The following is a 13,087-nucleotide window of genomic DNA, read 5'->3' on the forward strand; positions in this document are numbered from 1 at the left end:
GGATTCATTTCTAAAAAAGACGGAGACAAACGCACCATGCAAAGACGCCACTTCATCGCTTCGGGCCTCGCGGCAACCGCCGCGGCGGCCGTTCCCTCTTTCGCCGCGGCATCGCCGCTGCCCACCGCGCCGGTGCGCATCGTCGTGGGCTTTCCGCCCGGCGGCGGCACCGACGTGATGGCGCGCGTGATGGCGCAGAAGCTCGCGACCGCCTGGGGCGTGCCGGTCACGGTCGAGAACAAGGCCGGCGCGGGCGGGGTGATCGCCGCGGAGTACGTCGCCAAGCAGCCGGCGAACGGCACCGTGCTGCTGATGACCAACATCAGCAACCACGCGATCGCGCCCGCGCTCTACCCCACGCTGGGCTACGTGGTGGAGCGCGACTTCACGCCGCTGGTGCTGGTGGGCGTCACGCCCAACCTGCTCATCTGCAACCCGAGCCAGCCGGCGCGCACGGTGAAGGACCTCGTGGCGCTGTGCCGCGCCAAGCCCGGTACGGTGACCTTCGGCTCCTCGGGCACGGGCGCCTCGCAGCACATGGCGATCGAGCTCTTCAAGCTGCGCGCGGGGGTCGATGCGCTGCATGTGCCGTACCGCGGCTCGGGGCCGATGCTCACCGACCTCATCGGCGGGCAGATCGACTACAGCTTCGAGACCATGACCTCGGCCACGCCGCATGTGGCCAGCGGCAAGCTCGTGGCGCTCGCGCAGACGCGCCTGCAGCGCTCGCCCGCGCACCCGCAGGTGCCCACGGTGGCCGAGCTGGGCTACCCCGGCTTCGATGCGAGCACCTGGTACGGCCTCGTCGGCCCGGCGCAGATGCCGCCCGAGATGGTGCAGCGCATGAACGAGGACTTCAACCGCGTGCTCGCGATGCCCGACGTGGCCGCCAAGCTCGCGAGCTATGGCGCGGAAGACGGCGGCGGCACGGCCGCGAAGTTCACGGCGTTCATCGCGACCGAGAAAGACAAGTGGGCGCAGGTGGTGAAGGAAGCCAAGGTCACGGTCTGACGTGCCCTGACGCGCCGTGATGCGCGCCCGCAGATTTCAACGACAGGAGACAAGAGACATGAACAAGAAATTCAAGGCGCTTTCATCGGTGCTGATGGCGGCGGCGATGGCCTTTGCTGCAGGTGCCGCAAGCACTGCAACCGCGCAGTCGCCCGTGAAGCTGCGCTTCAGCCACACGGTTCCCGAGACCGATTCGCAGCACAAGGCCGCGCTCGAATTCGCGAAGCGTGTGAAAGAGCGCACGCAGGGCGGCGTGGAGATCCAGGTCTTCGCCAACAGCCAGCTGGGCAACGACGTGACGCTGGTGACCGGCGTGCGCAGCGGCACCATCGACATCGGCGCGACCGGCAATCCGTTCGTCACGGGCCTGGCGCCGCGGCTCAACGCGCTCGACCTGCCCTATCAGTTCGCCGATGCGCAGCAGGCCTACCGCACGCTCGACGGGCCGGTGGGCCGGTCGCTGCTCGACGAACTCGCGGCGCACCAGATCAAGGGGCTGGCGTTCTGGGAGATCGGTTTTCGCAGCCTCGGCAATAACAAGCGGCCGATCAACAACGCGGCCGACATCAAGGGCCTGAAGATCCGCACCACGCCGAATCCGTCGCACCTCAAGGCCTTCCAGCTGCTGGGCGCCAACCCGCAGCCGATGCCGTTCGCCGAAGTGTTCGGCGCGCTCGAGTCGGGCGCGGTCGATGGGCAGGAGAACCCGCCCACGCTGATGCTCTCCTCCAAGATGTACGAGGTGCAGAAGTACCTCTCGCTCACGCGCCATGCCTACACGCCGCTGGTGGTGATCATGAACAAGGCGCGCTTCGACGGGCTCAAGCCCGAGTTCCAGAAGATCGTGCTGGAGGAGGCCGCGAGCGCCGCGAACTTCCAGCGCAAGCTCAACAACGACGGCGAGAAGGAGGCCATCGCCCAGCTGCGCGCCAAGGGCATGCAGATCAACGAGACCCCCGACGTCGCGAGCATCCGCCAGGTGGTGCGCGACGAGACGCGCAAGCTCTACATCGAGAAGAACGGCGATGCGGTGCTCAAGGCCATGGATGCGCAACCCTGACGCGAGGCGCAACACGTCATGAGCACGCTGCCCCGCGCCGTCGTCGACGCGCACCACCATCTCTGGCACCTGTCCGAAGGCCACTTCCCGTGGCTGCAGGAGGGCTACGACGCCGATGCGTTCTTCCTCGGCGACTACGCCGTGCTGCGGCGCGACTTCGGCGTGGACGACTACCGCGCGGCCGTCGAAGACCTGCCGATCGTGGCGACCGTGCACGTCGAGGCCGAGCGCTCGCGCGCCGAATCGCTGGCCGAGACGCGCTGGCTGCACGCCGTGCATGCGTCGCACGGCTTTCCGAATGCGGTGATCGCGAACGTCGAGTTCCTCGCGCCCGATGCCGATGCGCAGATGCGCCAGCACAAGGACTGGCCGCTGGTGCGCGGCGTGCGCTGCAAGCCGCGCATCTCGCGCGCACCCGACCACAGCGTGCGCGGCGAGCCGGGCACGCTGCAGGACGAACGCTGGCTCGCCGGCCTCGGCCTCCTGCGCGATCACGACCTGCTGTGGGATGTGCGCGTGCCGTACTGGCATCTCGAAGAAGCGGCCGAGGCCATCGCGCGTTTTCCCGGCTTGCGCGTGGCGGTCGAGCACGCCGGCCTGCCGTGGGACCGCAGCGATGCGGGCCTGGCGATCTGGCGGCGCGGCATGACCGCGCTGGCGGCGCTGCCCGAGGTCTACGTGAAGCTCTCGGAGTTCGGCCTGCCCGATGCGCCGTGGGACGCTGCGAGCACGGTGCGCGTGGTGCGCGAGACCGTCGAAATCTTCGGCGCGGGGCGCTGCATGTTCGCGAGCAACCTGCCGGTGTCGGGGCTGCGCGCGCCGATGGCCGAGGTGGTGCGCACCGTGGCCGAAGGTCTCGAAGCCCTCGATGAGGACGCGCGCGATGCGGTCTGGCGCGGCAATGCGATGCGCTTCTACCGCATCGATCCGGCCGAGGCCATCGGCCTTCGCGGCCGCTGACAGAACAACGACAACAACCGGAGATACCCCACCATGCTTTCCCGCCTCTTCGAGCGCGGCGCCAACTTCCTGATGATCGCGATGATGGCCGTCATGGTCGCCCTCGTGTTCGGCAACGTCGTGCTGCGCTACGCCTTCAACTCGGGCATCGTCTTTTCCGAGGAAGCCTCGCGATTCGTCTTCATGTGGCTCACGCTGATCGGCGCGCTGCTGGTGATGAAGGACAACGCGCACCTGGGCATGTCCACCATCGTCGCGCGGCTGGGAGAGCGCGGCCAGCGCGTGTGCCGCGGCGTGGCCGACCTCGGCGCGCTTGGCTGCTGCCTGCTGCTGGTGCACGGCAGCTGGAAGCTGGTGGTCATCGGCATGGACGACCGCGCGCCGGTCACCGGCGTGCCGATCGGCCTCGTATATGCGTGCCTCCTGGTGAGCAGCGCAGGCATGGCGCTGATCCTGGCGGGATCGCTCTGGCGGCTCTTCACCGGGCGCATGACGCGCGCAGAGCTGGTGAACGACACCGCCAGCGCGGGCGAATGAACGAGGCCGCGAGACACCCGCCATGACCATCTTCGTCTTCATCACCTCGCTGCTGGGGGCCATGGCCTTCGGCATGCCCATCGCGTTCGCGCTGCTCGTGTGCGGCGTGGCGCTCATGGTGCACCTGGGCAGCTTCGACACGCAGATCCTCGCGCAGAACATGCTCGAGGGCGTCAACAACTACCCGCTGATGGCGGTGCCCTTCTTCATGCTTGCGGGCGAACTCATGAATGCGGGCGGCCTGTCGTCGCGCATCGTGAAGGTGGCCGACGCGATGGTGGGCCATGTGCGCGGGGGCCTGGGGTACGTGGCCATCATCGCGGCCACGGTGGTCGCGAGCATCTCGGGCTCGGCGGTGGCCGACACCGCGGCGGTCGCGGCGCTCCTGATCCCGATGATGCGCAACGCGGGCTACAACGTGCCGCGCGCGGCCGGGCTCATTGCCGCGGGCGGCATCATCGCGCCGGTGATTCCGCCCTCGATCGCCATCGTGGTGTTCGGCGTGGTCGCGCAGGTGTCGATCACCAAGCTGTTCCTGGCGGGCCTGTTCCCCGGGATCATGATGGCGCTGACGCTCACGGCCACCTGGTGGCTCTGCGCGAAGAAGGAAAAGAACGTGGCGGTGCGCCGCTTCGATGCGCGGGAGCTGGGGCGCTGCCTGCTCGACGGCATCTGGGCGCTGGTGCTGCCCATCGTGATCATCGGCGGCATGAAGTTCGGCGTGTTCACGCCGACCGAGGCCGCGGTGGTGGCGGTGGTCTACGCCTTCGTGGTGGGCCGCTTCGTCTACGGCGAGCTGGAATTCAAGCGCATGCCCGAGCTGGTGTTGAGCGCCGCCAAGACGTCGAGCACGGTGCTGTTCCTGGTGGCCTGCGCGCTGGTGTCGGCCTGGCTCATCACCATCGCCAACATCCCGGCGCAGGTGACCGAGCTGCTGGAACCCTTCGTGGACAACAAGATCCTCTTGATGTTCGTGATCATGGTGCTGGTGATCGTCGTGGGCACCGCGCTCGACCTGATGCCCACGGTGCTGATCATGACGCCCATCCTGATGCCGGTGATCACCAAGGCGGGCATCGATCCGGTGTACTTCGGCGTGATGTTCATCATGAACAACGCCATCGGCCTGCTGACGCCGCCGGTGGGCACCGTGCTCAATGTCGTGGCCGGCACGGCGCGCGTGAGCCTCGACAGCGTGATCCAGGGCGTGTGGCCCTTCCTGCTGTCGCTCACGGCGCTGATGTTTCTCTTCGTGCTGTTTCCGCAGCTGATCCTGGTGCCCGCGGGCTGGCTGCGCTGAGGCCGTTACGCTGGCGCGAAGACGTGCAGCTTCGCGTGGTACAGCAGCATCACCGTCTTGGCATCGGCGATGCGGCCGTCGGCCACCATCGCGAGCGCCTCGTCGATGCCCACTTCGAGCACCTCGATGTCCTCGCCCTCCTCGGCCAGCCCGCCGCCGCTGCCGATGCGCATCGAGGGCTCGTAGGGCGCGACGAAGAAGTGCAGCTTCTCGGTCACCGAGCCGGGGCTCATGAAGGCCTCGAAGATCTTCTGCACGGTGCCGAGCCGGTAGCCCAACTCTTCTTCGACCTCGGCGCGGATGCGCTCCTCGGGCGCCGCGTTGTCCAGCAGGCCCGCCGCCGCTTCGATCAGCAGATCGTCGTGGCCGTTGACGAAGGCCGGGTAGCGGAACTGGCGCGTGAGCAGCACCGTGCGCTGCGCGAGGTTGTAGGGCAGGAGCGTCGCGCCGTTGCCGCGGTCGTAGGTCTCGCGGTCCATGCGCTGCCACTGGCCGTCGTTGCGCCGCCACTCGAAGCGGGTGGTCTTGAGCACGTACCAGTTGTCGGAAAGGAGGGTGGTTTCGTGCACCCGGACGCGGTCTTGGAGGGTCATGGGCGGCGAGCATAGGCGCGAATTCGTGCAATAACAAGAAAATTCGTGCAGAAAACGTGCAACCCCGCTACCATCGGCCGATGCTCACCCGCCAGCGCAAGCAACACATCCTCTCGGTCCTGCAGCGCGACGGCAACGTCGTGGCCAAGTCGCTCAGCGAGGAGCTCGCGCTCTCCGAAGACACCATCCGCCGCGACCTGCGCGAGCTGGCGGCCGAAGGCCTGTTGCAGCGCGTGCACGGCGGCGCGCTGCCCATGGCGCCGGCCGACACCGATTTCGCGAGCCGCCAGCAGCTCGCGCCCGAGGAAAAAGTGGCCATCGGCCGCGCCGCCGCGCGCCTCGTGAAGCCGGGGCAGGTGGTGTTCATCGACGGCGGCACCACGGCCGTGCAGCTCGCGCGCCACCTGCCGAAGAACCTGAAAGCCACGGTGGTGACGCACAGCCCCTCGGTGGCGATCGAGCTGGTGGCGCACACGCAGCTGGAGGTGGTGTTGATCGGCGGGCGCCTCTTCAAGCATTCGCTGGTGGCGGTGGGCGCCGCGGCCATGGGCGCCATCGCGCGGGTCCATGCGGACACTTTTTTCATGGGTGTCGCGGGCGTGCACGCCGAGGCGGGGCTGACCACCGGCGACATCGAGGAGGCCGAGATCAAGCGCGCGCTGATGGCCGCGTCGGCCGAAACGGTGGTGCTGGCCTCGTCCGAGAAGCTGGGCGTGGCGTCGGCCTGGGTGATCAACCCGGTCGGCGCGGCGACGAGCCTGCTGGTATCGCCGGACGCGCCGCCCAAGGCGCTGGCGCCGCTGCGCCACGCGGGGCTCGCCATCCTGCGCAGCGACGACCCCGGCGCCGGCTGATTTACCCCAACCTGGGCGCGCCCACGGGGTGCCCTCGATAATCGGGGGATGCCCATCGCGCCCCGCTTCCTCGCCTTCGACACCAGCACCGAGCACCTGTCGGTGGCGGTGCAGAACGGCGAGCAGCTGTTTGCGCACAGCGGCGCGGGCGGCGCGCAGGCCTCCACCACGCTGCTGCCGCTGATCCAGCAGCTGCTGGCCGACGCGGGATTGAAGCTGGCCGAGCTCGACGCGATCGTCTTCGGCCGCGGGCCTGGATCTTTCACGGGCCTGCGCACGGCCTGCTCGGTGGCCCAGGGCCTGGCCTTCGGGGCCAACGTGCCGCTGCTGCCGGTCGACACCCTGCTGGCCGTGGCCGAGGAGGCGCGCCATGCCTTCGGCGCCCGGCAGGTCGTCGCCGTGCTCGACGCGCGCATGGACCAGCTCTATGCCGCCCGCTACGACTTCGATGCCGCCGGCCCGCTCGGCGGCAGCGGCGGTGACAGTGAACCGCTGCTGCTCTCGCCCGAAGCGCTCGAGGTGCCCGCCGGCTGGTCGCTCGCCGGCAACGCCTTCGCTGCCTACGGCCCCCGTCTCGCGCCCGCCACTGCCCGCCACGAGGTGCTGCCCACCGCCACCGCGATGCTGCGGCTGGCACCCGCGCTGCTCGCGGCAGGGCGGAGTGTTCCGGCAGACCATGCCTGGCCGCTCTACGTTCGCGATAAAGTGGCGCAAACCACCGAGGAGCGCGCCGCCATCAAGGCGGCCGCTGCCGCAGCAGTCACGCCACCCACCACCGCATGAGCGCCGTCCTCCAGCCCGTCGAAGCCCGCCTCGAGCCGCTCACCGTCGAGCGGATCGACGCTGTCTGCGCGGTCGAGTTGACGGCCTACACGCACCCCTGGACGCGCGCGAACTTCACCGATTCGATGGCTGTCGGCTACCACTGCCAGTGCCTGCTGGCGCCCGGGCTGGCGAAGGGCGTGAGCTCGCCGGTCACGGGCCTGGGCGAAACGCTCATCGGCTATTTCGTCGCCATGAAGGGGGTGGACGAGGTGCACCTCCTCAACATCACCGTGGCGCCGGCTTTCCAGCGCCAGGGCTGGGCGCCGCTGATGCTGGAGGCGCTTTCCGGCTGGTCGCGCGCCGAGGGTGCGCAGTGGCTCTGGCTGGAGGTGCGCGAGAGCAACCGGCGCGCACTGGAGATCTATGCGCGCCAGGGCTTTCGCAGCGTCGGCGTGCGCAAGGGCTACTACCCGGCGTTCGAAGGCAAGCGCGAAGACGCGGTCGTGATGAGTTTGCGTTTGAACGAAACAGGCTCCGCCTGGGGAGCCCTGAAGTGATGAGTGCGGTGCAGACATTGAAGCTCGATGCGCGCCAGCGCGCGATGCTCGACGAGATGGGCGTGAAGGTCTGGTGGCCGGTGCCCGAGGCGGCCGAAGTGGTCGAGGCCGCGCCCGGGGTGGATGACGCGGTCGAGGTGGCGCCGGAACCGGTCGCCGAGCGTCATGTGCCGCAAGCGCCGGTCGCCGCGCCGGCGCCTGTGGCGAGGCCCGCGGCGGCACCCGCACCGGTCGCGCGCCCGGCCGCGACGCCGACGCCCGCCACGCACGGCGCCGAAGTGCTCGTCGAAGCGCCCTGCCGCCTTTATGCCGATGCCGCCGAAGCCCCCACCTCCCCGCAAGGCGGCTGGCTCGTCGTCGCCGACATGCCCCCCGAGGCCGATGGCCGCCATGGCGAGCCTTTCTCGGGCGATGCCGGCCGCCTGCTCGACAACATGCTGCGGGCCCTCAAGCTGCACGACGGCAAGACGCCGGTTCACCTGATGCGCACGCACCGCGGCGTGGCCGCCGGCCAGCCCGGTAGTCCGCGCCAGATGGCCGAAGCCTTCGGGGAATACGCCGCCGCGCTCGCGCCCGGCGTCGTGCTGGCGATGGGCCCGCTGGCCGCGCAAAGCCTGATGCAGAGCGGCGATCCGCTGGGCAAGCTGCGCGGCCGCGCGGTGCCGCTGGCCTCGGCCGACGGCGTGCCGGTGGTGGCGACCTACCACCCGGCCTACCTGCTGCGAAACCCCGCCGACAAGGCGCGCGCCTGGGCCGATCTGTGCCTCGCGGCGGAGCAACAAACGCCGTCGGCGTAGGACTGCCGAATGGGATCCTTAAAATCGGCCCCCATGACTTTTCTCGACAAGCTGGCCGCCGCACAGCAAAAAAACGGTTCGTTGCTCTGCGTGGGGCTCGATCCCGAGCCGGCCAGGTTTCCCGGGGGATACAAGGGCGACGCCGCCAGCATCTACGACTTCTGCGCGCGCATCGTCGATGCGACGGCCGACCTGGTCATCGCGTTCAAGCCGCAGATCGCCTACTTCGCCGCGCACCGCGCCGAAGCCCAGCTCGAAAAGCTGATGGAGCACATGCGCCGCAACGCCCCCCACGTGCCCGTGATCCTGGACGCCAAGCGCGGCGACATCGGCTCGACCGCCGAGCAGTACGCCATCGAAGCCTTCGAGCGCTACGGCGCCGACGCGGTGACGCTCTCGCCCTTCATGGGCTTCGACTCGGTGGCCCCGTACCTCAAGCACGAAGGCAAGGGCGCCTTCCTGCTGTGCCGCACCAGCAACCCCGGCGGCGCCGACCTGCAGGGCCAGCGGCTGGCGGACATCGAGGGCCAGCCTTTCCTCTACGAGCACGTCGCCAAGCTGGCGCAGGGCCCGTGGAACCTCAACGGCCAGCTCGGCCTCGTGGTGGGCGCGACCTATCCGGCGGAAATCGAGCGGGTGCGCGCACTCGCGCCGACGGTGCCGCTGCTGATTCCGGGCGTCGGCGCCCAGGGCGGCGATGCGGTCGCCACCGTGCGCGCCGGCTGGCGGGCCGATGCGCCGATCATCGTGAACTCGTCGCGGGCGATCATCTACGCCTCGTCGGGCGAAGACTTCGCCGATGCGGCCAAGAATGCGGCCCGCACCACGCGAGACGCCCTGGAAGCCGCCAAGGCCTGAGCCGTCAGGCTCTGCGGAGCCGGGTGAAGAGCTCGAACTCCCAGTTGCGCATCCCCAGCAGCAGCGTGTAGCCCTCGCGGTCCTTGGCCGACAGCTTCTGGTCGGTCTGGTGCTGCTGCGCGAAGTCTTGCGCCACGCGCTGCAGGCGTTCCAGAAAGGCGGGCGCCAGCGAGCGGCTGATCGAGCCGTGCACCAGCAGCAGGCCCTCGGCCGGGCCGTCGAAGCCGCCGCGGTAGTAGTCCAGCACCACGTTCTCGCGGAAGAACTCCATCACCGGGCCGTGCGGCCGCCAGCGGAAGGTCTTGGCGAGCTTCAGGCGATACCGGTTGAGCGGGCGCAGCTCGATGATGCCGATGCGGTCCAGCTGCGCGAGGCAGCCGATGCACTCGGCCTCGCTGATGCGGTAGGCGGTCACGATCTGCTCCAGCGTCCACTGGCTCAGCACGCTGATGGCCACCAGGAGCAGCTTCTTGTCCTTGACCACCGCCTTTTCCTGCTCGTGCGTGAGCTCCTTGAGCAGCGGCTGGGCGTCGGCCACGCGGCGGGCGAGCTCGGCGAAATCGATCTTCAGGGCCCGGCAGATGGCGTCCACGCGCGACAGCGGCATGTCGCTCTTGGCCAGCATCCGCTTGACGCTGGATTCGGCCATGTCGAGCGACCGGGCCAGGTCGGCGTAGGTCATGCGGGCGCTTTTGAGTTCGTTCTTGAGGGCGAGTACGAGGTCGACGGTGGTGCTCATGAAGGGTGTGTGGCGCTGGGCGGGTATTAGAAAAAGATACCGTTGGGTGTGAAATAGTGCCTCGTATCGATTCTCGATGCCTGCAGAGCGACTGGCAACTAAATTCCGCGGCTCGTTACCCACCCAACCGAGGTCCGCCATGCTCCTGCCCACTTTCAGCCGCCGTGAACGCGCACTGTTCTTCACCTTCGCGCTGCTCACGCTCGTCGCCTTCTTCGGCCCGGCGCTGCCGGCCGCCGACGTGGCGTTCGCCGCGGTCTTTGCCGACGACCGGGGCTGGCATGGCCTGCCGAACGCGATGGACGTGCTGAGCAACCTGCCGTTCGTGGTGATCGGCTTCCTCGGGCTGTACCGCCTGAACCGCATCGACCGCTCGCACCAGGAAGCGCTGTCCGAATTTCCGCTCGCCCCGCCCGCCAGCGACCCGCCGGACAACACGCTGGACTGCGCCTGGCTCTTCTTCGCCGGCCTCATCGCCACCGCCGCCGGCTCGGCGTTCTATCACCTGATGCCCGACGCCCCCCGGCTCGCCGCGGACCGCGCCGGCATGGCGGTGGCCTTCGCGGGGCTGATCGGCATCGCGGTGTGCGAGCGGGTGAGCCAGCGCGCCGGCTGGCCGGCGGCGTGGTTCATCCTGACGGCGGGGCTGCTGGCGGCCGAGGTGGCGCAGGAAAGCGGCAACGTCATGCCCTGGGCGCTGGTGCAGTTCGGCGGCATGGCGCTGGTGCTCACCCTGGCGCTGGCCGTGCCGATGCGCGGCGCGGTCGGGCTCAAGCTGGGCTGGGTGATCTTTTTCTACGCGCTGGCCAAGGCCTTCGAGCTGGGCGACCGGCAGATCTACGAGGCGACGCATCACCTGGTCTCCGGCCACACGCTCAAGCACCTGACGGCGGCGCTGGCGGGCCTGCCGGTGCTGCTGGCGCTGCGCACGCTGGAGAAGGGCTGGGAAGCCAGGCTGCTGCGGCACAATCCCGACGCAGCCGCACTGACGGCCTGAGGAGAATTCTTCGAATGACAACCCCCGCCGCTGCCGCCACCCCCGTGGCGCCTCACGAAGCGAACGCCCACGCCAACCAGTTCGCCTTGCTCAAGCAGCGGCGCTTCGCGCCTTTCTTCTGGACGCAGTTCGCGGGCGCGGCGAACGACAACCTCTTCAAGTTCGCCTTCACCGTCATGGTGACCTACCAGCTGCAACTGAGCTGGATGCCGCCGGCCATGGCGGGCCTGGCGATCGGCGCGCTCTTCATCCTGCCCTTTTTGCTGTTCTCGGCCACGGCCGGCCAGCTCACCGACAAGTTCGACAAGACGAAGATGATCCGCTTCGTCAAGAACCTGGAGATCGCGATCATGCTGATCGCGGCTTGGGGCTTCATCACCGCCAATGCGGTGGTGTTGCTGGGCTGCGTGTTCTTGATGGGGCTGCACTCCACGCTGTTCGGGCCGGTCAAGTTCGCCTACCTGCCGCAGGTGCTCGATTCGCGCGAGCTCACCGGCGGCAACGGCATGGTCGAGATGGGCACCTTCGTCGCGATTCTTCTGGGCCAGGTGGCGGGCGGTCTCCTGGTGGCGGTGCCGCAGATCGGCCACACGAGCGTGGCCGTGGCCTGCGTGCTGCTCGCGCTGGTCGGGCGCGGCGTGGCGCAGGCGATTCCGCAGGCGCCGGCCACCGACCCGGGGCTGGTCATCAACTGGAACCCCTTCAGCGAAACCTGGCGCAACCTGAAGCTCGCGCACGGCAACGTGGTGGTGTTCCGGTCGCTGCTGGGCATTTCGTGGATGTGGTTCTTCGGCGCGGTGTTCCTGAGCCAGTTCCCCAGCTTCGCCAAGGAAGTGCTGCACGGCGACGAGCAGGTGGCCTCGCTGCTGCTGGTGGTGTTCTCGATCGGCATCGGCGTCGGCTCGCTCCTGTGCGAGACGCTCAGCCGCCGGCAGGTGGAAATCGGCCTCGTGCCGCTGGGCGCGATCGGCATGAGCGTGTTCGCGATCGACCTGTACTTCGCCTCGCGCGCGTTGCCGCCGGTGGCCGAGATGGGCCTGGGCGCCTTCGTGCACCAGGCGGCGCACTGGCGCGTGATGGCCGACCTGGGGCTGCTCTCGCTCTTCGCGGGGCTCTACAGCGTGCCGATGTACGCGCTCATCCAGCTGCGCAGCCAGCCCACGCACCGGGCGCGGATCATCGCGGCGAACAACATCCTCAATGCGCTCTTCATGATCGGCAGCTCGGTCATCGCGGGCGCGCTGCTGGGCGCGGGCTTCACGATTCCGCAGATCTTTCTTTTCACCGGCATCGCCAACGCGGTGGTGGCGTTCTACATCTTCATGCTCGTGCCCGAGTACCTGCTGCGCTTCGTGGCCTGGGTGCTGTCGCGCTTCGTCTACCGCTTCGAGATCAAGGGCGACGAGCACATTCCCACCGAGGGCGCGGCCGTGCTGGTGTGCAACCACGTGAGCTTCATCGACGCGGTGCTGCTGATGGCGGCGAGCCCGCGGCCCATCCGCTTCATCATGGACCATCGCATCTTCAAGGTGCCGGTGCTCGGCTGGCTGTTCAAGCTGGCCAAGGCGATTCCGATCGCGCCGCAGAAGGAAGACCCCGCGGCCTACGAAGCGGCCTTCGCCAAGGCGCTGGCCGTGCTGCGCGAGGGCGATCTGCTCGCGATCTTCCCCGAGGGCGCGATCACCCGCGACGGCACGCTGCAGCCCTTCAAGGGCGGCGTGATGAAGATCGTGGAGAGCGCGCGCGCCGAGGGCATCGAGCCGCCGGTGATCCCGATGGCGCTGACCAACCTCTGGGGCTCGTACTTCAGCCGCATCGAGCTGCGCGGCGGCCAGCAGGTCGCGATGGCCAAGCCCTTCCGCCGCGGCTTCTACAGCCGTGTGGGCCTGAACGTCGGCCAGGTCGTGCCGCCATCCGAAGTGCAGCCCGAGGCGCTGCAGCGGCGCGTGAACGGGTTGCTGGCGGCCTGAAAAGTATCCCTCGGAGATACCAGTAGCGGCTCAAACCGGAACTGGTCGAAGCATTCGAGTCCCGCGGTGCGGTGGCGAACCATCATTCG

At 68.7% G+C, this 13,087-nt stretch carries 14 protein-coding genes; 12 read left to right on the forward strand and 2 right to left on the reverse strand.

Translation table 11 applies throughout. From position 1 onward, the window contains the following. The first annotated feature begins 36 nt into the window (after window positions 1–36). The 5 genes from JC881_RS27755 to JC881_RS27775 are packed head-to-tail and all read left to right on the forward strand — an operon-like array spanning window position 37 to window position 4,868. Window positions 37–1,011 (forward strand): Bug family tripartite tricarboxylate transporter substrate binding protein, encoded by a 975-nt coding sequence (locus JC881_RS27755; RefSeq protein WP_198788916.1) that lies wholly within the window; start codon window positions 37–39, stop codon window positions 1,009–1,011. 58 nt (window positions 1,012–1,069) lie between these two features. Continuing rightward, window positions 1,070–2,071 carry a TRAP transporter substrate-binding protein gene (locus tag JC881_RS27760; protein WP_233102083.1) on the forward strand — a complete coding sequence of 334 codons (1,002 nt, stop codon included), beginning with the start codon at window positions 1,070–1,072 and terminating at the stop codon, window positions 2,069–2,071. Between the two features lie 18 nt (window positions 2,072–2,089). Beyond that, window positions 2,090–3,031 carry an amidohydrolase family protein gene (locus tag JC881_RS27765; protein ID WP_198788917.1) on the forward strand — a complete coding sequence of 314 codons (942 nt, stop codon included), beginning with the start codon at window positions 2,090–2,092 and terminating at the stop codon, window positions 3,029–3,031. A gap of 33 nt (window positions 3,032–3,064) precedes the next feature. Then, a complete protein-coding gene (locus JC881_RS27770) occupies window positions 3,065–3,568 on the forward strand; it encodes a TRAP transporter small permease (protein ID WP_198788918.1) in 504 nt (167 codons plus the stop codon). A 22-nt stretch (window positions 3,569–3,590) separates the two neighbouring features. After that, window positions 3,591–4,868 (forward strand): TRAP transporter large permease subunit, encoded by a 1,278-nt coding sequence (locus JC881_RS27775; RefSeq protein ID WP_198788919.1) that lies wholly within the window; start codon window positions 3,591–3,593, stop codon window positions 4,866–4,868. A 5-nt stretch (window positions 4,869–4,873) separates the two neighbouring features. On the opposite strand, the gene JC881_RS27780 is transcribed toward JC881_RS27775, so the two are convergent. Beyond that, on the reverse strand, window positions 4,874–5,461 hold the full coding sequence (locus JC881_RS27780; protein WP_198788920.1) for a GDP-mannose pyrophosphatase: 588 nt from the start codon (window positions 5,459–5,461) through the stop codon (window positions 4,874–4,876). Between the two features lie 80 nt (window positions 5,462–5,541). On the opposite strand from JC881_RS27780, the gene JC881_RS27785 reads away from it, so the two are divergent. Genes JC881_RS27785 through pyrF form a run of 5 tightly spaced genes read left to right on the forward strand, consistent with a single transcriptional unit; the run spans window position 5,542 to window position 9,292 of the window. Then, window positions 5,542–6,315, forward strand: coding sequence for a DeoR/GlpR family DNA-binding transcription regulator (locus JC881_RS27785; protein WP_198788921.1), 774 nt, complete (start codon window positions 5,542–5,544; stop codon window positions 6,313–6,315). A 48-nt stretch (window positions 6,316–6,363) separates the two neighbouring features. Further along, window positions 6,364–7,098 (forward strand): tRNA (adenosine(37)-N6)-threonylcarbamoyltransferase complex dimerization subunit type 1 TsaB, encoded by a 735-nt coding sequence (gene tsaB / locus JC881_RS27790; protein WP_198788922.1) that lies wholly within the window; start codon window positions 6,364–6,366, stop codon window positions 7,096–7,098. After that, a complete protein-coding gene (rimI, locus tag JC881_RS27795; RefSeq protein WP_198788923.1) occupies window positions 7,095–7,637 on the forward strand; it encodes a ribosomal protein S18-alanine N-acetyltransferase in 543 nt (180 codons plus the stop codon). The genes tsaB and rimI overlap by 4 nt, the downstream gene beginning before the upstream one ends. Beyond that, on the forward strand, window positions 7,637–8,434 hold the full coding sequence (locus JC881_RS27800; protein ID WP_198788924.1) for a uracil-DNA glycosylase family protein: 798 nt from the start codon (window positions 7,637–7,639) through the stop codon (window positions 8,432–8,434). Before rimI ends, JC881_RS27800 begins: the two co-directional genes overlap by 1 nt. A gap of 33 nt (window positions 8,435–8,467) precedes the next feature. Continuing rightward, window positions 8,468–9,292, forward strand: a complete 825-nt coding sequence (gene pyrF / locus JC881_RS27805; RefSeq protein WP_198788925.1) for an orotidine-5'-phosphate decarboxylase — start codon at window positions 8,468–8,470, stop codon at window positions 9,290–9,292. 4 nt (window positions 9,293–9,296) lie between these two features. Here pyrF and JC881_RS27810 read toward each other — a convergent pair whose 3' ends face one another. Next, window positions 9,297–10,031, reverse strand: coding sequence for a helix-turn-helix domain-containing protein (locus JC881_RS27810; RefSeq protein ID WP_042577449.1), 735 nt, complete (start codon window positions 10,029–10,031; stop codon window positions 9,297–9,299). Window positions 10,032–10,170: 139 nt separating this feature from the next. Between JC881_RS27810 and JC881_RS27815 the strand changes: the two genes are divergently transcribed. Next, window positions 10,171–11,028 (forward strand): hypothetical protein, encoded by an 858-nt coding sequence (locus tag JC881_RS27815; protein ID WP_198788926.1) that lies wholly within the window; start codon window positions 10,171–10,173, stop codon window positions 11,026–11,028. Between the two features lie 14 nt (window positions 11,029–11,042). Beyond that, on the forward strand, window positions 11,043–12,998 hold the full coding sequence (locus JC881_RS27820; protein ID WP_198788927.1) for an MFS transporter: 1,956 nt from the start codon (window positions 11,043–11,045) through the stop codon (window positions 12,996–12,998). Window positions 12,999–13,087 lie beyond the last annotated feature (89 nt).

It is taken from the genome of Variovorax sp. IB41 (assembly GCF_016405905.1).
In the GTDB taxonomy this organism is placed as follows: Bacteria; Pseudomonadota; Gammaproteobacteria; order Burkholderiales; family Burkholderiaceae_C; genus Variovorax.